Origin of the sequence: Pantoea sp. (genome assembly GCF_028283705.1) — a bacterium.
GTDB lineage: Bacteria > Pseudomonadota > Gammaproteobacteria > Enterobacterales > Enterobacteriaceae > Pantoea.
In genome coordinates this window covers 59,866-80,842 of record NZ_JAPWKD010000017.1, presented here as the reverse complement: position 1 = coordinate 80,842, position 20,977 = coordinate 59,866, and the positions used below count along the sequence as shown (strand labels likewise).

The window sequence follows — 20,977 nt, the reverse complement described above, 5'->3', positions numbered from 1 at the left end:
GTACAGTTCTTTCTGCATCGAAGTCTATGGATGAGCCTGCCGAGATGGCTTACAGCACATATGAAGGCAACCTTGATGCCGGGATTTGAACTTCGTCGTTCTTTGGCGAAATTCGCTGGCATTGCCACACTCTACTATTACCCACAGCGACAAAGAGGATTCCGGAAATTATAAGGGCGATACCGACGCAGGATGTGAAGGTAATTGCCTCGCGAAGGACAACGACCCCAGCTAGCGTCGTCAACACAATGCCAAGTGAAACAAACGGATAAGCATACGATACGGGTATCTTGGAGAGTACGAGAAGCCACAATATCGCACCCAATCCGTAGCAGGAAAGTCCGCCGATGACGAAAGGGGATTTTGCTATGGTCAAAATGGTGGCCGGTGCCGAGTTTGCTCCGGACAGAGCGTCAGCGATTGCCGGGCGGGTCATCCCATAACGTAGCACAACCTGCGAAAATGCGCTCAAGCAAACACTGATGAATATCAGGATATAATTCATGCTGGGACTTTCAAAAGCGTTGTGGTTTCGAGGTGAGAATTATTTTGTCTTGTACACGCAAATATCATCTTCCTTATATTCCGGCACTTTGTCGATCTGCCCGCTACATTCCGTCGCCACGTAGTCGATCTGACCATCGCTTTCGTGGATTGATTGCCTGAAATCAGACAAGTCTGCACCTGCAGCGTGGCGCGTTTGCCAAATCTGATGGTATGAAGGAGACCACATCACAGCGGCACCATATTTGGAGTCGAACCAAAGCCTCCGGTTTGAAGCATAACTGAAAGCTGGCGCGGCATCGTGGGGAACCTGAAATATTGAATTCGCTGGCGTAGAATGGCTTGCCCAGGTGCCTACCCGTTCCCAGGTGCTTTCGAAGGCAATTCCGTTCGCGGAGTCGTCTACGGCGTTGGCGGAACGGATGAGTACGGAAACAAAAGATCCGAACAGACAGATCCAGATCACAGGCCTGACCGCTTTTTGCCGAAGCAAAGCTGCAGACACAGCGCTATAGCGCGCCGTGAGTTCAACCAACAGTACAGCAACGGCAATGGTAATTCCGTATTTGTGTATCGTCAGAGCAGCAGCCATGACGAGGCCCAGAGATGTCAGGTAGTAGTTCCCGCGCTCAGTTATCCAGCGCGATGCCACGATCGCAAGGCTCAATGCTGCCAGGATCGCAATCATAACGAATCCGCGGACAAGATGTAGATTGAGCGCCATTCTTGAATCGGTAATCATTGGCACGACCGCTGCCATGAAAAGCAACACGACACACCCAAGCGCCAGCATCAGCATCTCACCTGCGTAGCGGCCGTATAGCCGCGCGGTCAAAAATAAGCCGGCGATAGAAATCGCTACAAGGCACAACTCTTTGTAGGCCAGGGAAGAAAAAAAGAAGTGGTTGGGGAAAAAACTCCAGAGAAACTCCTGGTAGGAGAAGTCACCGACATCGCCTGCATCCGGGTTGTGCAAAACGTTCAATATGGGAACTATGAGAAACAAGCTGCCAACTACCGAACCGGAAGCCGCATTCATCAGGTAACGCCGTAGTGAAATTTTTCCACTTAGAAGATGGTAGGCGGTGAGCAAAACAATTGGCGGGAGCATCCATACCGCCATGAAGGCGTTCAAGAAGAACGTAGCGCAAACCGCCACGGCACAGTATCCGTAACGACCCCTGATTGCATAGGAAATTCCCAGCAATAGGCCGGCGTTGGCAAGCTCTGAATGGGTGAAGTAATTTAGCATCAGGCCGCCGCCGCCGACGGCTATGCCATAAAGCAAGGGAGAACAGCATATCAAAAGCGAAAATATGTTGAGTTGTACTCGGTCCCTGAGGCCTGTGCTTTGCGCAAAATGCAAGCTTGCCGCAAGGAAGCCGAAATGGGTGACGACCAGCCATATTGCAAAAAATACTTTTACGTTCACATAGAAGCCTGCGCCCGCGAAAACTATCCAGAAGCCGGACGAAAAATACCGAAGGGACTGAACGAAGGCATCATTGGCAAATTGCGGTAGGTCATAGGTCTTCAGCAAGATGGGCGTGTGGTAAATGTTATTATTGTATAAGGGAAGGTATCCCGACAACAGAAACGAAACAAGCGTCATGGGTATTAGCAGAACCCAGGGATTCATCCTTCCCAGCGCCCGCAATCTATACAAAATCGGAGTAACATGTGCGCTTAACATAGATATTTTTGCTTCATAGCGCAGCAAAGACAAGCGCGATGGAAGTAATGCCGACTGCCCAGCTTCGATTGTCTTTCAATGCAAAAGCAATGGGATCCTCGTCCATAAGCCTCCTGTGTGCTAGCATGATCGACCGCGCAATCCAGTAGAGAAACAGTGGGCACAATCCCCACAGAACATGCGGATGTCTGTACAATGCCGATACGTTATCGGAAGAGACGTAGAGAGCGATGACCATGACCGAATTCATACCTGCGGCGGCGGCCAACGCTATAATGACGGGAAGATCAGTAATTTTATAATTGCGGTTATGTGGATCGTTTAGCTGGTTGTCCAGCCTCATCGACAGTTCGATATATCGCTTAAGAAGAGCGAGAGCGGTGAAAATCAGCAAAGAAAAAGTAAATAACCAGTCCGAAATCTCTACGTCGATTGCTGCGGCACCTGCAAATACACGAAGGGTATAAAGGGATGCGAGAGTAACAACGTCTATCACCATTCTTTTCTTGATCGAAAAAGAGTACGCATTGGTCAAAAGATAATAGACGAGCAGCGTAAGAAAGAAGTTGAGTGAGACAAACCACGCGATCACAAATGCGGAAATTGTCAGGATTGGGATAAACGCCATACCTGTCATGATGGGCAGCTGCCCGGATGCGAAGGGGCGTTTCCTTTTTGAGGGATGTGCCCGGTCTGCCTGTATGTCGAGCAAATCGTTGAGCAGATAGACCCCGGATGCGCAGATGGAAAATGCGATGAATGCAAGAAGCGCATCGACAAAGGCACCAAGGGTAAACTGATGCGCTGTCAGCAACGGCACAAATATCAGACCGTTCTTGGCATATTGATGAGGCCTCATGGCCTTGATAAGCGCGGGTACAACGCGCTTTCTCTGATCGACAACGATGTGTTCCCGATGCGTTGCAGACAGACGCCGTGAAGGTCGCGCGCTTAAGCCTATGCTGTAAGCCCTGCGTGCATGTTTCCAAATTTTCTCATCGCTTTCGTCGTTGCCGACGTAGTCAAATGCTCCATCGCCAAATGCATCGAGAAGCACTTCTGCCTTCTTTGTGCCTTTAAGATTGACCGAGTCGTCCGAAGCAAAAACACCGTCGAAGACACCCAAACTCTCCGCAATTTTTTCTGCATGCGAACGGTGGCTCGCCGTTGCGAGATACACTTTGCGGCCTTCGCTTTTCGCATCGGCAATAAGCTGCAATATCTTTTCATTATAAGGTAATTCAGGATACGATATGTCGGAATAGTAAGACAAATGAGCCTTAATTCCGCTCTTTGAAATTCTTTTCAGAATATCCCTGTTCGCAACTCTCCAACCATGTCGGGATATTGCATCAAAAAGCGATTCATATAGTAAATCGCCTTTTATAAGCGTACCATCCAGATCTACAACCAAAGGATAACTGAACTCATCAACTGTCGATGAATTTGGTTGGTTCTCCATATGGCGCCCCTTATCAATGCAGATATACTATATTAGAAACATGGACATTTATGCAAATCCGTTTTCATAATATTAAAAACGGAAGCTGCATGCCCATAGTAACTATACTTATTATCGTGCTAACGGGCCTGACAACAGCAACCTCCGATGATCACGACGATTTTATACGGTAGCCTAACAAGCTTTCGCAGGTCGGTTCTTCCGCTGGCTGCGGCATCCACCTTAAGGCCGCACATGACCTATGCCAGTCAATGGATAAGATCCATTTAACCATATTGTCGAAGGAATTTCCGACCGCACCTGCCTGGGTGAAAAATCAAGCGATTTTATCGAGGACGGTAGTACCGCTCGGCTGCCAGGCAGATTATGAATGCATTCGGCCCATACGATCGCTGCAGTACCTCACGTCATGCATTCCGATCTCCTGAACATTTCTTACTCCAACCATCGGCGACCGGAAAATGACCAATCGCACCTTTACCGTCATTGAAAACCAATGGATCACGCTTGCAGACGGCACGCGGCTTGCCGCACGCATCTGGATGCCTGGCAACGCCGAGGCGGATCCCGTGCCAGCGGTTTTCGAATTCCTGCCTTACCGCAAGCGCGACGGGACAAGCCCGCGCGATGAATCCACCTATCCGGTCTTTGCCGCCGCCGGCATTGCGGGCGTACGCGTGGATATCCGCGGTTCAGGCGAATCCGATGGCGTTATAGACGGTGAATATACCGAACTTGAGCTTGCCAATGCCTGCGAATTGATCGCCTGGATCGCAGCGCAGCCCTGGTCCAATGGCTCGGTCGGGATGATGGGCATCTCCTGGGGCGGCTTCAATTGCCTGCAGGTGGCGGCAATGAACCCGCCGGCGCTCAAGGCGGTGATCTCGATCGCCTCGACAGTGGACCGCTACAATGACGACATCCATTACAAGGATGGTTGCCACCTCTCCGCCCAGCTTTCATGGGCGGCGACCATGCTTGCCTACCAGTCTCGTTCGCCGGACCCTGAAATCGTCGGTGATCGCTGGCGGGACATGTGGTTGGAACGGCTGGAAAATGAGCCTTTCTTCATGGAGGAGTGGCTGCAGCACCAACGGCGCGATGCCTTCTGGGAGCACGGTTCGATCGGCGACCATTTCGACGCCTTCAAGCTCCCGGCGCTGGTGATTGCCGGCTGGGCCGACGGCTACCGCAGCACGCCATTGAAGGCCGTGGAAGGGCTTGGTGACAAGGCCAAGGCGCTTGTCGGCCCGTGGGTACACAAATATCCCCATTTTGCCTGGCCGAAACCGCGTGCCGATTTCCATGGCGAAGCAATTGCCTGGTGGAACCGCTGGCTGCGCGGCGAGCAAAATGGCATCGAGGCAATGCCCCAGGTGCGCGCCTACATCCTCGACGGCCCGAAGCCGGCCCCCCGCCGGGATTTCGACCCCGGCTTCTGGGTCTCCAAGAAGACCTGGCGGAAGCCGGACATGCAATGCTTCTATGTCGAGCAGTTCGGGACGCTGATGGAGGGCATGCCGATCCCGCACGCACCCGAACATCCGGTTTTCCTGAAGTCGCCGCTGGATACCGGCACTGCGTCGGGCGAATGGTTCACGTTGAAGCCCGATGCCGAAATGGCAATCGACCAACGCGGCGACGACGCAGGTTCCCTGGTCTTCCAGACGCCGCCACTGACGGTCCCGCACGATTTTCTCGGCCAGCCGGAATTGACCCTGACCGTGCGTTCGCAGGCGGAACTCGCCAATCTCTGCGCGCGTATCGTCGATATCCACCCGGATGGCACGGCGACGCGTGTCACCTTCGGCGTTCTCAACCTCGCCCATCGCGACGGCAATGCGGAACCCCGCCCGATGGCGCCGGGCGAGCCGACAATGATCCGCATGGTGCTCGATGCCTGCGGCTATCGCTTCGAGGCAGGCCACCGTATCCGCTTGTCGCTCTCGACTGCCTACTGGCCGATGATCCTGCCGCCACCCGTGGACGAAGGCCTGACAATCGACATCGCATCGCTCGGCATTGCCATGCCTATGCTTGGCGAACATGAAACGTTCGAGATGATACAGCCGGGCAATCCGGACCCGCTGCCGAAATATATTCAGCACGAGCCGGGCGAAACACGGCGCAATGTGTTGCGCGACCTCTCCGGCAATCGCACGGACTACTGCATTTACGAGGACACCGGCCTGTCGGAACATCCCGGCACCGGCCTTTCCACACGGCAGATCCGCGACGAGGTATGGTCCATCACCCCTGGCGACCCGCTGTCGATGTCCGGCAAATCTGTCTGGACCTGCGATATGCGGCGGCCAGGCTGGTTCGTGCGCACGGTTTCCACGGCGACGATTGCCTGCACGGCAACCGACTGGCTGATCGGCGGTTCCGTCATCGGTTACGAGGGCGAGACGAAGATCTTTGAAAAGATCTTCGAAAAGGCCGTCCCACGCGACCTGATGTGATCAAAGAGTACCGGCGAAACGGCTGACGGCGATGCAAAGCGCCCGGAAGCCGTTCGCCGCCCCCTCGCTCATATGGCGGGCCCGCAGCCAGGCATGAACCATCTGCGGCTCCTCGCGAAACCAGACTTCCACACCCTCGGCAGCCAGACGACCGGCATAGATCCGGCCGTCATCGCGCAAGGGATCGAAACGCGCGACACTTATATAGGCAGGCGGCAGTCCGGCGCAGGATTTCACCAGCAAGGGATGAGCGACGGGCTCGTCAGCCGGCGCCTTCAGGACGGCGCGATAATAGGCGGTATCGGCCGTCGTCAGGCCCGGCGCCTCGGCCATCTCGCGATAGGAGCCCGAGACGAGATCGCCGCCGAGACCCGGATAGACCAGAACCTGGCCAAGAACACCTGAAAGACCTTCGTCCCGCGCCCGCAACGCCAGGCCGGCCGCCAGATTTCCGCCGGCACTGTCGCCAATGACGACAATTTTCTCCCCCTCGCCCAATAGCAGCTTCAGCACCGCAAAACAGTCGTTGGACTGGGTCGGCCAGACATGTTCCGGCGCCAGTCGATAGTCTACCGAGATCAGTTCTGCGCCCGATGCCTCCGATATCTCGGCGCAGATCGCGTTATGGCTTGAAAGCGAGCCCACGACATTGCCGCCACCATGCAGATAGAGCAGTTTCGTCTCGGTCTGCACATCGGAAGGGCGATATCGGCGGGTGGGGACCGTGGCAATGAGCGTGTCTTCCGTTACCATGCCATCGGGCAATGGCCTGTCGAATTGAGCGCAAAGCGCATCGTACCACGCGCGCTGCTGCTCGATGGAGGCATCGACGGCGTCGGCCGGATAAAATGAATCGCACAGTCGGAGAAATTCGAGAATGCCACCTTCTTCGGGCATGGGGCGGCTGGTATCCGGCATGTCGTCTCTCCCTAGTCAGGACTTTTCGTTAAGGGTTTAGCGGCTTGGATGCCGTTGTTCCAACCTCACGCATCGATAAAAACCGCTTTTTAACATTTACCGCTTAGTAATCTCTTGGAAGAGAGTGAGTGTGCGATGCGTAAATTGTTTGTCGCTGCGCTCGTCGTGCTGTCCACATTGTCCGGCTGCGCGACGGCGCCCCATGAAATCCGCAACAGCTGCGCGATTTTCGAGCAGCGCGACGGCCTGTTCAGCAACTGGCGCCGTGCGGCCGACAATGCTGCCCGCGAATACGGCGTACCCGTTCCGGTGCTGATGGCAACAATCTACGTGGAATCCAGCTTCAGGCCCTATGCGCGGCCCCCGCGGACCTATCTGCTTGGCTTTATCCCCTGGAAGCGCGTATCCACGGCCTACGGCTATGCGCAGGCGCTCGACGGGACCTGGGCTCGCTACCAGAACGAGACGGGGCGCTGGGGCGCAAGACGCACCAATTTTCCCGACGCCATCAAGTTCATTGCCTGGTACCATGCCCAGAGCCATGATCAGAACGGCATTGCGACCAACGACACTTATAACCTCTACATGGCCTACTATGTCGGTCACGATGGCTATAGCCGGGGTAGCTGGCGGGGCAACGGCGATCTCCAGCGCACGGCGCGTCGCGCAGCAGGCATAGCCGCCCTCTACAACAGCCAGCTGCGCAATTGCGGTACCTAGCAATCTATTTAACGGCTGTGGCATTTCGGTAGCTTGCGCTTTATAAGGCTAGCTTGGTATATTGGCGGCAACGCTGCTTACCTTTATGCCCGACCAGGATGACCCCCATGACATCGCCTGCAATGAGCCCCACCCTTTCCCAAGGCGATAGCTACAAGTGGGTGGTGCTCAGCAATACCACGCTCGGAATGCTGGCGGCGGCCATCAATAGCTCGATCCTGCTTATCAGCCTGCCGGCCGTCTTTCGCGGCATTGGGCTGAAAGCGCTGGATCCCGGCAATATCAACTATCTTCTCTGGGCAATCATTGGCTACATGATCTCGGTCGCCGTGCTTGTTGTGGCATTTGGCAGGCTGGGCGATCAGTTTGGCCGCGTCAGAATGTACAATCTAGGCTTTTCGATCTTCACGATTGCCTCGCTGGCGCTGAGCCTGCTGCCCGGCCACGGGGACTTCGCCGCCGTGTACCTCATTGCGGTGCGCATTTTCCAGGGTGTCGGCGGGGCGCTGATCATGGCCAATTCGACGGCGATACTCACCGATGTATTCCCGCCGCACCAGCGTGGCCTGGCCCTCGGGATCAACGTAGTGGCAGCCATCGGCGGACAGTTCGTTGGTTTGCTTATCGGCGGCCTGCTGGCTGACAGCAATTGGCGGCTGGTTTTCTGGATCAATGTTCCCTTCGGTCTGGTGGGTACGATCTGGGCCTATTGGAAGCTGCGCGAGATCCCGAACCGGGTATCCCACAAGATAGACTGGGCCGGCAACATCAGCTTCGGCCTGGGCCTCATCCTCGTACTCTCGGCAATCACCTACGGCATCCAGCCCTACGGCGACGACGTCATGGCCTGGACGAGCCCGAAGGTGCTGGCGCTTTTTGCCCTCGGCATCCTCTGTCTGATCGTCTTCACCGTCGTCGAAAAGCGGATCGCCAAGCCGATGCTCGACTTTCATCTTTTCGAGATTCCCGGTTTTGCCTACGGTAATATCGCCAATCTTGCCTCGGCTATCGCGCGTGGCGGACTGCAGTTCATGCTGATAATCTGGCTGCAGGGCATCTGGCTGCCGCTCCATGGCTATACCTTTGAAGAAACCCCTCTCTGGTCGGCCGTTGCGATGCTGCCGCTGACAGTTGGCTTTCTGCTGGGCGGCCCGATTGCCGGATACTTTTCCGATCGGATCGGCGGCATTGCCTTCTCGGTCGGCGGGATGGTCCTGGGTGCCGCAAGCTTCATCGCGTTGATGCTGCTGCCGTCTGACTTCTCCTATATCACTTTTTCGCTGCTGCTGTTCGGCAATGGCCTCGGTTCCGGCCTCTTTGTCGCGCCAAACGCAACACAGATCATGAACTCCGTGCCGAAGAAGGAACGCGGCCAGGCATCCGGCATGCGCGCAACAACGACCAATGCGGGCCAGGTGCTTTCGATCGGGCTGTTCTTCAGTCTCATGCTACTGGGCCTGGCACAAATGCTGCCGCAGTCCATGGAAGCCGGCCTGCTGGCCGAACGCGTGCCGGCGTCCATTGCCCATCAGGTTGCAATGACCCCACCTGTCGCCAGCCTGTTCGCCGCCTTTCTTGGCTACAATCCCATGGGCGAACTTATCCCCGCCGATATCCTTCATTCACTGCCGGCAGACAGTGTCGCAGCCCTGACGGGAAGCGCCTTCTTCCCATCGCTGATGGCTGCCCCCTTCCAGCATGGGCTGCTCTACGCGTTCACCTTCTCTGCACTGCTTTATCTGGTAGCAGCATATTGCTCTTGGCGCGGCGGCTCGGAAGTCGCTCCTGAAATCGAAGTGACTGCTGCAGCGGAATAATCACCTAAAAGGTGGGTCACTCGACGGTTCGCAACCTCACATAGTGTAACAAGCCGTTGGCAAGCGTGACACGCTCCGCTCAACGCACATTGGAACAACAAAACGGATGTGCCGTTCTCCTCCCGCAACTTAGAGCAACAGGAGAAACGCTATGTACAAGACCCTACTTGTTTCGAGCGCCATCGCGCTTGCCTCTCTGTCCACGGGCGCATTTGCCCAGAGCAGCACCGTGACCGGCGCTGCGGGCGGTGCAGTTACAGGTGCCGTAGTCGGTGGTCCGATCGGTGCAGCAGTCGGCGGCGTCGCTGGCGCAATCGCCGGCACGGCAATCGATCCGCCGCCCCACGAGGTGGTAACCTATGTCCAGGAACAGCCTGTGCCGCCGGCGACAGTCGTAGTGTCCGATCCGGTCGTCGTGGGGGAACCGATCCCGTCCGATGTCCAGGTCATAACCGTTCCGGATCATCCCAGATACGCCTATGCTATCATCAACAACCAGCGCGTCATCATAGAGCCGCACACTCACAAGGTTGTTGAAGTCGTGCAGTAAAAGGCAATTTGCATGGCAGATTTCCTTTCAAGGAGATCTGCCATGCAAAGAAGATGACACTAATTAAGCGTTTCATTATAATACCTTAAGCCAGGCAGACATGCGGTTTTGTTGTCGTTGCATTAACGATGGCAACGACATCTGGCGCTGATATGCTGGATAAGAGTTCCGTTGTCAGGTTTTCTTAGCTTTCGCTCCCCCATGATAACACTGTGTTTTGCTATGGTGTTTTCATGTTTCGCGTATTGACCTGTCTTTCGACCCAGCACGATCCGCGCCTTGTGGTATTGGCAGGCCTTCTCTGTTTCCTGTCCAGTTACGCAGCCATGATACTGCTGCAACGTGCGCAGAAGTCTGAAAAGCTGGCCTGCGCCATATGGCTGGCCATCGCGGCGCTTGCCGGAGGCTTTGGCATCTGGTCAACGCACTTCATTGCCATGCTGGCCTACGATCCAGGCGTCGTGGTTGGCTATCAGGCAGTCCGAACATTCATATCTCTGCTGATCGCCATCGGCGCCACCGGCGCAAGCGTAGCTTTCGCGACCTACCTGCAAAGCCGGGCGGGCTGTGTCGCTGGCGGCATCACCTTTGGCCTTGGCATCGGAGCGATGCACTTCCTCGGCATGTCCGCCCTGGATTTTCAGGGGGAAATCGTCTGGGACCAGGCATATATCGTCGCTTCCCTTGCCCTTGGCGCATCGTTTTCGACTTTTGGCTTCCTGAGGGGGCTGAACCCCGGCAAACGCCCTGTCGCCAGCCGCCTCCTTGCAACCGTCCTGCTGACACTGGGTGTTGTCTCTCTTCATTTCACCGCCATGGGCGGCGTGGAACTGAAACCCAGCCTGATGCAGACGGACCAGTCGCACCTGCTGTCGCCCATTGTGATGATTGTGACGATCGTCAGCGTCTCGTTTTCCCTTCTGGCTTCGGGCATGGCGGCCGCCGTTTTCGCAATGCGCGCTGAAAACATGGCTGCCCTCAGCGAAGCCAATTTTCGCATGCTGGTTCAGGGCGTAACCGATTATGCCATCTACATGCTTGACCCGCAGGGCCGCGTCAGCAACTGGAACGCCGGCGCCGAACGCGCCAAGGGCTATACAGCGGCCGAGATTGTCGGCCAGGATTTCGGTCGCTTCTACTCCGAGACCGACCGCAGAAACGGCCTGCCCCGGCGGGCGCTCGACATAGCGCGGACGGAAGGAAAATTCGATGCCGAGGGCTGGCGATACCGCAAGGACGGGACGTCTTTCTGGGCTCACGTCGTTATCGATCCGATATATGACCCAGCGGGCGAGTTGGTCGGCTATGCCAAGATAACCAAGGACAATACCAAGCAGAAGGCCGACGCCGATCGCATTGCAAGGATCACGCAGAACCTCGATCTTGCCTTGGAAAACATGTCGCAGGGCATCTGCATGTTCGATGCGGAGGAGCGCCTGGTTCTGGCCAATGGTCGCTACAGCGAGATCTTCGGCTTTCCCATCGGGTTCATTCAATCGGGACTGACCTATCGCAGCATTGTCGAGAGAGGCTACGCGCTTGCCAATTTTTCCCAGGAGGAGGCTGCGAGAAAGGCGACCGAGCACTATCAGCGCACGATGGCGGTTATCAGTGGCGGCGCCGATGGAACTCTGCAGCACAGGTTGGGCAATGGCACGTCGGTACAGGCCAATTACAATTCCATGTCCGATGGCTCCTGGGTGGTGACGTTTGAAGACATAACGGAGCGGCTTCGATCGGAAGAAAAGATAGCCTTCATGGCACGACACGACGTGCTGACCGGCCTGCCCAACCGCGCCGAGTTTGCCGATTACCTGACGCAGGAGCTGGTTCTTGCCAGGAGAACAAGCTCGCAGGTTGCCGTCATCGGCATCGATCTGGACAAATTCAAGGAAATCAACGACCAGCGCGGGCATGCGGTCGGTGACCAGGTGCTGATCAGGCTCGGCGACCGTGTCCAGAAGATCCTCCAGGCTACGGAGCCAAGCAGCAAAGAGGGCCGCGCAATCACCAGGGTGGTGAACGGCATAGCTCTGAGCGCCTGTTCCAGTTCACCTTTCACGCGGGTGTAAAACATGGATGATCGCGCATTGGCGCCACCCGCACTGACCAGCCCTACCCGGCTTACGCCTGCCGAAAGCGCCGCCCGGGCAACCGCCATATTGGCATCGAAATCCACCGCCCGGAACGCTTCCCGGCTTCCCGCAACTTTAATCGTTGTTCCCAGAGCAAGGTAGGCTTCATCGGCACGGGGCAGTTGCGGCAAAGAAGCAAAATCGACCAGGTGAACGGTTAACTTTGGGTGGCTGATTGCAGGCGGTTTCCGGCTCAGCGCATGAACGCATGCAATATCCGGATCGTTCAGCAAAATTTGTAGCAGTTTGCCCCCCACCAGGCCGGTAGCACCCGCAAGTAGCACAACGCGTTTTGTTTCTGACATCATCATCGTGTTCTCTTTTAATTGAGACGCAGGGATCCCCTGACAGTTTCCGGAGTCTGGCCAGTCCAGGCCATAAATGCCCGATAGAATGAATTAGGGTCTTCAAAGCCAAGCAGGAACGCAATCTCGTAGCCAGATAGACTGGTATTGCACAGATAATGGCGGGCCAGGTTTTCCCGACAGCCGTTGATCAGGGTGCGGAAATTGTCCCCTTCCTCCTCAAGCCTGCGCTGAAGGGTGCGTTTGCTCATACCCAGACGTTCTGCTGTTTTCTCGATAGTCGCTTCGTTAGCCGGCAGCAGTTCCAGAAGTACCGCACGCACCCGTTCGGCGGTTGAAGCCGTTTCATCCAGCTGACTCAGACGACGTCGCAGCTCAGGCTCAAATATCTGCCACATGCCTTCATTCACCGTCAAAAATGGTCGAAGTGCATCCGTGGCGGAAAAACTGATGGCTGGCTTTTCACCATACTGCACAGCGATACCGAAGAAACGTGCAAAGTGGCGGGCCGCAATTTCGGAGGGAAGCTGAGGGAGCATCACTTTCAACGCCTGAATCGGTTCACGGGTTGCCAGCCGCAGCAGTCGCAGGAAGAAGGCAAGCTCTGCCACTTGCAGAGACAGGGGTATACCTGTCACGACCGACAACCAGCGCGGTGACACGGTCAGGACACCGGTTTGATCCACCGCTGTCTCCAGCACCATCGGCGCAATCAGCTGCTTATATCGGGCCAGTCGTTGCATCGCCTGCATCATATTGCTGCTGCAAAGCGCGGCGAAAAGCGGAGGATCGAACACTTCGGTGGTGACCATTTCTACCAGCCGTAAGGGAAAAGCAACATCATTCGCTTCCGTCTCCAGTGCGCGCCAAAAACGAAAATATTCGTCAGTATCGAGTCCGCGCTTTGTTCCTGAAAAAAGATCGTCGGGCAAACCAGCCTTACGCAATACATGTTCAGGCTGCATGCCTGCGTCTTTCAGCAGCGTTCTCCAGCCAATATCGAGAGAGAAAGTGCGGTTACGTGCCATGGTCAGATTTCCAGGAATGAATGATCTTCGAATATGAAGTGGGTTTCAGGTAACAGCATAACGTTTCAATCCGGGCAGTAACATTCATAACACGCCACTGGTGTGGTAAAGCGCGCCAGGCACTGAAATCTTTTGATTGCATGTGAGTGTCATTTGATTTAGATTTTTCTAAATTTATATAATTCTAAAGTAAAAAATGAAAGAGACTCAGCTGTTCCAATTACAGGAAAGTGCCCAGCTTGCAACCACGCTGCTTAAGTCGATGAGTAACAGCAATCGGCTATTGATCCTCTGCATTCTCATTGATAAACCTGGCACTTCGTCAGGGGATTTGGGGCAATTGACCGGCTTAACGCCTTCTGCAACCTCTCAGCACCTGGCGAAAATGAAAGAAGATGGTTTGATTGAGTCTGAGCGGGTGGCGCAAAGAGTGAACTATTTCATCAAAAACGACGCGGTGAAAAAAGTCATCTCCACGTTAAAAGAGATTTACTGTCCGGAGGATTTCAAATGACGCCAGAATCGGTATCACCGCTCGAAGCCAAAAAACTGATTGATCAAGGGGCTGTGCTGATTGATATTCGGGACCGCGCTGAATACCTGCGTGAACACATACCGCACGCGCACTCGCTTCCGCTTACCGAGATGACGGCAGGTAAAACGGTGGAAGGTGCAGAGCAACAGCCCGTCATTTTTCATTGTCAGGCAGGAATGCGCACGGCCCAAAATGCCAGCGCGCTCATGAAAGCGGCAAGCCCTGCGCAGGCTTTACTGATGACAGGCGGCATTAACGCGTGGAAGAGCGCCCACCTCCCGACTATCGAAGACAAAAAACAACCGTTGCCTGTCATGAGGCAAGTTCAGATTGTTGCAGGCACACTGATTCTTATCGGCGTGGTATTGGGATATACCGCTGATAGCAGACTGTTTTTACTGTCCGGCTTTGTCGGTGCAGGTTTACTGTTTGCTGGAGTGAGTGGCTTCTGTGGCATGGCGAGTTTACTGTTAAAAATGCCCTGGAACAGAACGGAGAAATAGCCATGAATTTTATTCCCTTTGATAAATCTAAGGGGGGAGGATCCATCATGTCCGTATCTGATACGGAGCTGCCCCTGATGCCCAAGGGCTGCTGAGAGCGAATATCGGACGTACACCACACACGTAAGAGCGATACGCCTTACTTGCTGATAAACTTAGATTGCACATTGCAGTGTTTACCGACACCACCTTTGTGGGTGCTGTTTATCTGACTCCAATGCTATCTGTTCACATCAGATATCGTCCAGGTCAGGCGTTTAAGCATGTGGATAGCGACTCCGCCGTTTCGTTCTTCACTGCGTTCAAATTCATAGCCTAATGAGGTGTAAAGGCGAATATTCACTTCAAATAGCGAGTTCGTATAGAGCCGGACGACATCTAAACCGGCTTGAACTGCCAATTGCTCTGCATGGGCCACCATTTTTCTTCCATAACCGCGTTTCTGAAAACGTGGATCAACTGCGACGTTTTCAATGAGAATATCTTCCTTGCGCTGAATTGTTTCGACGAGCGCGGCCAGATCTACGCCATAGAACAACAGATCGACTCTATTCTCTTTGATGAACGCGGCGTGATCTGCCCTCATCGGAAGAGGTTCTCGGCCAATCACAGGTATCCATTTAGCGTAAGCCATTCTTGTTAGTGCCGTAACGGCCTCTGCATCACTAATCGCTGCGATTCGCATCGTCTCGATCATGGTTATATCTCTCTCTTTGGGACGGCGTATAGCACTCAAATCTAACATAACAGCTCGTGTGCAACGTCTGCTTCACGCCCTGAGACATTCGACAAGCTTTTTATGCCTTCAGGAATGGCTACCGGAAAAGCGTGGAATCAGTTATTGCGGGAACAGGAAGGTGACGTTAAAACGCACCCCCCAGCCCTCAGGGCCGCTGTCATCGGGAGTATGTGCCCAGTAACGCAGGCCGCCCCCAAACTGGACCACCTGATCACCTATCTTAGTGACTTTACTGATGCTCAGGTTAATCGGCACACTCCATTCGCTTTGCGTCCAGTCGTAGGTTGATTCGGTGTTCAGAGAGTAGGAAATGGCATCGGGCGTCGTGTAGGAGAGAAAGGGTTGCAGAAAAGTGGCATTGACATGCTTACGGTCGCCTCTGCCGGCATAATCCCAGATATGGTTCGCCAGAGCCCCATAGGTCCACGGCCCGGTCTGTTTCAGTACGACACCAGTGGGACCAGCGCCCCATTTTCGTCCAGAGAGTGCACTATCCGTGCCAGTAGGCAGAAGCAGTACGGGACCGAATCCCCAAATGATACCACTGTCTGTGGGGGCTTTTGGGGAATAGAAAAAGCTTTGCACCACATCGCCCAGACCGGTTTGATTTTCCCCAGGACCGGTAACGTGGCTCTGCGTACTGAACGGCAAAATGGTACGGCTGATAATATTGGTATCGGCATTCAGTGAAAAAGGAATAACCGGCTGCACATTGAGCAGCGTTCGCGTGCCATTACCCGGCCCCACATTATCATCGACATTCAACTGAAACGGCACGCTGATCAAATTGGCGACCGGGTTACTCAGCTGTTTTGCAAGCCCGGCACTGTCATCGGCAGCATAGCCTGACAACGTGTGTGCGGTTAAGAACAGTGACAGGGCAGGCGTTAAGATTCTTTTCATGCATCCACCTGTTCAGGAAAGTGTCTGAAGCGGAATGGCAGAGGTGTTTTTATTCCATGAATTAAAACACCTCTGCAGGGATATAAAAAAAACAAGCCGAAATCCCCCCTACATCAGCATGGGAGGATGATTGATGACGATACGTGTGTTTTCTACTTCACCACTTCCAGCGTGGGTGCCGGGTATTTCCCGTCGATTGCCGCCTGATCCGGGCCATAGAGACGCATGATGATATAAGCATCTTTCTCCGGGATAGGCAGCCAGTTGGGATTATTAGGATCACCTTTAGCGCTGAGATCGATGGTATACATGCCGTCGGCATCAGGCTTAAGCGTGCGGTCGCCCCGGCTGTGGCGGTTTATGTCATTGTGGGCCATAAACATGTTGTCGAGACCATAAACCGTAAAAGACCAGAACTGGCTGACATCCGGGGCTTTAAAGTGCAGACGGTATTGTTTGCCGTTTGAGCCGTTGATGCTCTTGCCATCGGAGCCTTTGATTATCTGCAGATAAACCGATTCTACTGGCGGCAGGCCCCACTGGCCGATCAACGTGCCTTCAGCAAACAAGTCGCGCTTCTGATTTTGCAGTTCTTCACGTGTTCCCAGAAGTCCTTTGGATGTTGTCATGGTGGGCTGAAGTTTTTTCAGGTGCGCCATACCCAACTCTTCACCTTTTTTCGCGGCGGCGAGCTGCTCTGCAGTAAAGTGGGTTTTGCATGGCTCGATGCCTACTGCTTTATATTGATCAATCCATTTTTTGTCTGCGGTGCCCATATCACCCTCGCACAGAATGAAGTTCACGCGCTGCAGCCAGTTGGTTTTCGCCGGATCGGGCCAATGGTGCACGGTCGCTTTCGGGCCGAGCTCACCCAGATAGGCAGACAGCGTGCGGATATTCCAGTCATCCATGTAACCCAGCGCCACCTTGGTGTCTTCAGGGCTGGTCGCCATGATACGGCCCATCATCTTCAAAAGATCGGAATCGACACGGATCACCTCCGTCACGCTCGGCGGGACTTCTCCTTTCCAGGTGCGGGAGGCAAACATAAAGTGACCACCTTTGGTGCCGCGTGTGCGCGATCCAATCATTGAAGTGGTGTAATGCCCCATATCCATGGTGTGCAGTATCCAGTAACGCCCTTTATCCATATCCGGCACGCTGACAATCACCGGCTCTGCGCTGACATCCAGCCAGCCCTGCAGGTGAAGCGTGTCATTATTTATCGTTGGATGGTCAGTGTAGGTGTCATCAGCCAGATGACGAATGTTCTGGAAGCGGTTTAGCGGCACGTCTTTTTTTACCGCCGTTTCATAAAAGAACTTATACGCTTCATCCATGGAATAACCATAAATAAAGGCATCTTCTGCCATTTTATCGCTTATCTGGGCCATGGCTGGCAACGTGACGGCAGAGAGCAGCATGGCAATCAGGGTTTTATTCATTTTCATTTTCGACTCCGGTTCGGAACAGATTCATTACGCACGCTCAACGTCAGCGAGTTTGAAGGACTTGTTGTTGATTGCATCGGTGGGGCCATACAGGCGCATGGCCGGCAGAGGACGTTTACCGCTGGTGGGGATCCAGTTATTATCAAGCCCCGCTGGCGCATGCGGGCCGATGTAAATCGTCACGCTGCCGTCAGCATTCTTTTGCATCCTGTCGAGATCGTAGGAGGAGAGCGTAGTGCGTTCGAGCGTATTGTAGATAAAGGACATGGTGTCGCGGTTGTATACGGTTAACGCCCAGAACTGCTTCACCGGCATCTGTGCGGGCACGGTTAACTTATACATCACACCGGCCTGCAGTAAGTGCCCCTGGCTGTCCGCCATCGCCATCAGGTACTGTGTAGCAGGGGATGGACTGAGCTGCTTCGGCATGTAGGTGCACCAGAAATACTCAGCAGCACGATTAATCAGGTCGATCCGGTCTTCATACACGAACGTAAACCGCTGATTATCATCTGCCTGGAGCAACGAGGCGTAGTGTCTGTCCGGCCAGAACAGTTTTTCGCGGGGAAAATTATCAAACCAGTGTTGCAGATAAAACCATGCGTCAATCGCGGCCTGACGCATGGCTTTACGCGTCGTGTCGTCAGGATTAAAGGGCTTGCCACGCTCAATGCCCAGCGACATAAGCATTCCCATCATCACCTTATCCTGCTCGTTGGTCGGTTCAACGCTGGCAACGGCGTGCATGTCCTCAAAGTGGCGTTCGTCATAAAACGGCAGTGTAGGATAGACGTCGTTACTGGGGTCAACAAAGCGCTGCGTGGGGGGATTGGCGGCCTCACTGAGGTAGTACATACGCATTTTCTTCGCATAGAGATAGGCATCCTGCAACGATTTCCCCTCAGCGGGGACTGAACGGAATGCGAAGGCAACGCGATAGTTGGGCGATGCGACGTGCAGGTAGCTTTGCGGTATCTCCCCCTGATACCCCGGCGGCGTGAGGAGATACTTCCCGCCCTGGCCTTTATCCATACCGGCAGGCCCCACGTCCGCGATGGTAAACTGCCACGCATCAACAATTTGCCCGTAAAGGCTCCCCTCTGCGCTTGCAGCAGGCACTTCCAGCACAACCGGCCCGCGCTGCAAATCCGTGAATGCGGAAATGTAGGGTGTGGTGCTGTTGGCCGTAATGGCCTCCAGCTTAGGCGTTGCCGTATGGGAGTAAGCAATGATGTCGTTATCTTTCATACCAAGATTCTTAAAGGCGGCGCGTCGGAAACTGTAAATTGCCACGGCAGGCATGTTCCAGAGCACCGCTTCAAACGCCCGCTGATACTTTATTTGATAGTCAAAATCGACGATGGAGCAAGCCGCCCCCGCAGGAGGGAAACCGCCCTGAGTTTCGCCTTTGTCGCCTGCACCGTGATGAAGAGGGATTTTTTCCAATACTTTTGCCTGTCTGGCACCAGCATGCTTCATGACGGCAAAGCCCGCCGCGCTGCCAAGAACCAGCTTATAAAAACTTCGTCTTGATATGGCCATAATAGTTTCCTTGAACGTATTTGAAGGTATAACGCTTACTGCCTGTTATTTTGTGTCTGTCTTGTCAGGCCCTGCAGATGTAACTTGAACAGGTGTTACAGCAGAGTTCCTTTGTATGGAGAAAATCGCTGTGATGGATCTCGAGACTAACGAGGTCAGGAACCTCTTGAGAATGCAGTGTTTTTAGGGGGTGCGATTTTAGTGTAGTTTGCGTTAGCAAAATGATGTCAAAAAAATCAGTTAACGAAGAAATTTCCTTTAAGTGGGTTTGGATGCACCTGGTCTGGCATGAAAGAATCGGCAAGGGTGGAGCTAATATTTTACGGGATCTCAAAGAACGAAGTGGACCGGTAGTGAAAATCTGACAGGTTATCTAATGGCGATAATTTTTATTATAACCACTTGAATTAATTAATGTTATCCAATCTTTCAATTAAATAATTTTTAGAATCATCATACGTTCTTTATCTATCTGTTTTTTATAAAAAAACATCACAGGCATTATCTGCCTCAGTTTAAGGGTTACAATATCAGGAGTGACTCAAGGGCGAGGCAATAAGGCATGCAGCAAAACAAGCGAGAGAGGCGCGAAAACGCCGTCAGCTTAAAAGCGTGGCGAAGCCGCAGAGATATGGTCAACCATGCGATGGGGAACAGTATTAGCTGGTTCATTTTTGTGAATATCAGTTTTGCCCTGATGATTTATTTTCGAAATGTACTTTTTGATAATTTTGACCTTTCAATTCATGCTACAACCGAAATCGCCGCAATTATAGATGGGGTCATGCTCGGCATTGTCCTTGGCTCTCTTTCACTCGTCTTTGTGACACTGAAGCTTCCTGCTGGCTATATTCCATTAAAACTGACAGTGCTTTTTTTCATTAGCCTGATGTGGAGCTATAGCGGCTATCACTTAATTGTCTGGTGGTCTCTTTCCTTCGCCTGGCCATTGACTGTTATTCTGATGCTCACAGCACTGTCTGCGCTTTATTATCATTTGCCATCCTTGCTGACTTTTTTGATCCCCCTTTGGACCATGGCGCTAATTTCCAGCATCACACTGAATCAGGGGCTCAGCATTCGGTTCCTGGTGATCTGGCTTATTCTGACGGCTATTCTCATCTATGGACGCCAGATTCTGCTGCGCTGGTTCAATGAGGCCTGGTTTCGGTACCAGCAAAACCAGACGCTGGTCGCTCATCTTGACGTCATCGCTCATCAGGATCCCCTGACGGGGACAGCAAACAGACGCGCGATGGAAAATTATCTTGAAAAAGCGTCTCTTCATGAACAGCCCTATGCGCTGATAATGCTCGATGTCGATTATTTCAAACGCTACAACGATCATTACGGCCATCAGTCCGGAGATACCTGCTTATCTACGGTTGCTGAAATCATAAGGGCGTCAGTACGAACGCCAGAGGATTTCGTTGCCCGTTATGGCGGAGAAGAGTTTCTGATTGTGCTGCCGGCTGCCGCCATAGATGAGGCTATTCAGGTGGCTGATCGTATCCGCAGCAATATTGCAGAATCATCATTACCGCACGTGGCTTCTGAGATCAGTAACAGGATCACCGTCAGTATGGGGATCGCGCAAAACTCAGGCAGCCGACAGCCCGCAGAGATCATCGCCCGTGCTGATGAGGCGCTTTATCAGGCTAAACAGCAGGGACGCAATCGCTGGGTCATTGTTAACAGACTGAACTGAAT

16 protein-coding genes and 1 pseudogene are annotated in these 20,977 nt (G+C 53.7%); 8 read left to right on the top strand and 9 right to left on the bottom strand.

The window, feature by feature from the left end; all coding sequences use genetic code 11:
- Positions 1 to 544 precede the first annotated feature (544 nt).
- Positions 545 to 2,116, bottom strand: coding sequence for a hypothetical protein (locus tag PW844_RS15385; protein ID WP_299453410.1), 1,572 nt, complete (start codon positions 2,114 to 2,116; stop codon positions 545 to 547).
- A gap of 94 nt (positions 2,117 to 2,210) precedes the next feature.
- Positions 2,211 to 3,659 (bottom strand): UbiA family prenyltransferase, encoded by a 1,449-nt coding sequence (locus PW844_RS15380; protein WP_299453408.1) that lies wholly within the window; start codon positions 3,657 to 3,659, stop codon positions 2,211 to 2,213.
- Positions 3,660 to 4,120: 461 nt separating this feature from the next.
- On the opposite strand from PW844_RS15380, the gene PW844_RS15375 reads away from it, so the two are divergent.
- Positions 4,121 to 6,121 (top strand): CocE/NonD family hydrolase, encoded by a 2,001-nt coding sequence (locus tag PW844_RS15375; RefSeq protein WP_299453407.1) that lies wholly within the window; start codon positions 4,121 to 4,123, stop codon positions 6,119 to 6,121.
- Here the strand turns inward: PW844_RS15375 and PW844_RS15370 are convergent, their stop codons facing one another.
- Positions 6,122 to 7,039 (bottom strand): alpha/beta hydrolase, encoded by a 918-nt coding sequence (locus PW844_RS15370; RefSeq protein ID WP_299453406.1) that lies wholly within the window; start codon positions 7,037 to 7,039, stop codon positions 6,122 to 6,124.
- A 135-nt stretch (positions 7,040 to 7,174) separates the two neighbouring features.
- Between PW844_RS15370 and PW844_RS15365 the strand changes: the two genes are divergently transcribed.
- The 4 genes from PW844_RS15365 to PW844_RS15350 all read left to right on the top strand — a co-directional run bounded on the left by PW844_RS15365 (position 7,175) and on the right by PW844_RS15350 (position 12,198).
- Positions 7,175 to 7,759: a transglycosylase SLT domain-containing protein gene (locus tag PW844_RS15365; protein ID WP_299453404.1), complete on the top strand. Its 585-nt coding sequence runs from the start codon at positions 7,175 to 7,177 to the stop codon at positions 7,757 to 7,759.
- A 107-nt stretch (positions 7,760 to 7,866) separates the two neighbouring features.
- Complete coding sequence (locus PW844_RS15360) at positions 7,867 to 9,576, top strand: MFS transporter (protein WP_299453402.1); 1,710 nt, start codon at positions 7,867 to 7,869, stop codon at positions 9,574 to 9,576.
- Between the two features lie 151 nt (positions 9,577 to 9,727).
- Positions 9,728 to 10,126 carry a DUF1236 domain-containing protein gene (locus PW844_RS15355; RefSeq protein ID WP_299453400.1) on the top strand — a complete coding sequence of 133 codons (399 nt, stop codon included), beginning with the start codon at positions 9,728 to 9,730 and terminating at the stop codon, positions 10,124 to 10,126.
- 233 nt (positions 10,127 to 10,359) lie between these two features.
- A complete protein-coding gene (locus PW844_RS15350) occupies positions 10,360 to 12,198 on the top strand; it encodes a bifunctional diguanylate cyclase/phosphodiesterase (RefSeq protein WP_299453399.1) in 1,839 nt (612 codons plus the stop codon).
- Between the two features lie 20 nt (positions 12,199 to 12,218).
- Here the strand turns inward: PW844_RS15350 and PW844_RS15345 are convergent.
- Both PW844_RS15345 and PW844_RS15340 read right to left on the bottom strand, forming a co-directional pair.
- Positions 12,219 to 12,566, bottom strand: a pseudogene (locus PW844_RS15345) (NAD(P)H-binding protein); the annotation flags it as partial.
- 17 nt (positions 12,567 to 12,583) lie between these two features.
- A complete protein-coding gene (locus PW844_RS15340; RefSeq protein WP_299453398.1) occupies positions 12,584 to 13,594 on the bottom strand; it encodes an AraC family transcriptional regulator in 1,011 nt (336 codons plus the stop codon).
- A 196-nt stretch (positions 13,595 to 13,790) separates the two neighbouring features.
- Here PW844_RS15340 and PW844_RS15335 point away from each other — a divergent pair, with 196 nt between their 5' ends.
- Complete coding sequence (locus tag PW844_RS15335) at positions 13,791 to 14,108, top strand: helix-turn-helix transcriptional regulator (protein WP_299453397.1); 318 nt, start codon at positions 13,791 to 13,793, stop codon at positions 14,106 to 14,108.
- On the top strand, positions 14,105 to 14,632 hold the full coding sequence (locus tag PW844_RS15330) for a rhodanese family protein (protein ID WP_299453395.1): 528 nt from the start codon (positions 14,105 to 14,107) through the stop codon (positions 14,630 to 14,632). Before PW844_RS15335 ends, PW844_RS15330 begins: the two co-directional genes overlap by 4 nt.
- Before the next feature lie 220 nt (positions 14,633 to 14,852).
- Here PW844_RS15330 and PW844_RS15325 read toward each other — a convergent pair whose 3' ends face one another.
- The 4 genes from PW844_RS15325 to PW844_RS15310 all read right to left on the bottom strand — a co-directional run bounded on the left by PW844_RS15325 (position 14,853) and on the right by PW844_RS15310 (position 19,267).
- A complete protein-coding gene (locus PW844_RS15325) occupies positions 14,853 to 15,377 on the bottom strand; it encodes an N-acetyltransferase (RefSeq protein ID WP_299453393.1) in 525 nt (174 codons plus the stop codon).
- 93 nt (positions 15,378 to 15,470) lie between these two features.
- Positions 15,471 to 16,274 carry a hypothetical protein gene (locus PW844_RS15320; RefSeq protein ID WP_299453391.1) on the bottom strand — a complete coding sequence of 268 codons (804 nt, stop codon included), beginning with the start codon at positions 16,272 to 16,274 and terminating at the stop codon, positions 15,471 to 15,473.
- A gap of 152 nt (positions 16,275 to 16,426) precedes the next feature.
- The gene (locus PW844_RS15315) at positions 16,427 to 17,725 is read right to left on the bottom strand and encodes a DUF1254 domain-containing protein (protein WP_299453389.1); all 1,299 of its coding nucleotides are present in this window, start codon (positions 17,723 to 17,725) and stop codon (positions 16,427 to 16,429) included.
- 27 nt (positions 17,726 to 17,752) lie between these two features.
- Complete coding sequence (locus PW844_RS15310) at positions 17,753 to 19,267, bottom strand: DUF1254 domain-containing protein (protein ID WP_299453387.1); 1,515 nt, start codon at positions 19,265 to 19,267, stop codon at positions 17,753 to 17,755.
- Between the two features lie 562 nt (positions 19,268 to 19,829).
- On the opposite strand from PW844_RS15310, the gene PW844_RS15305 reads away from it, so the two are divergent.
- Positions 19,830 to 20,975, top strand: a complete 1,146-nt coding sequence (locus PW844_RS15305) for a GGDEF domain-containing protein (protein ID WP_299453385.1) — start codon at positions 19,830 to 19,832, stop codon at positions 20,973 to 20,975.
- The last annotated feature ends 2 nt before the right edge of the window (positions 20,976 to 20,977 follow it).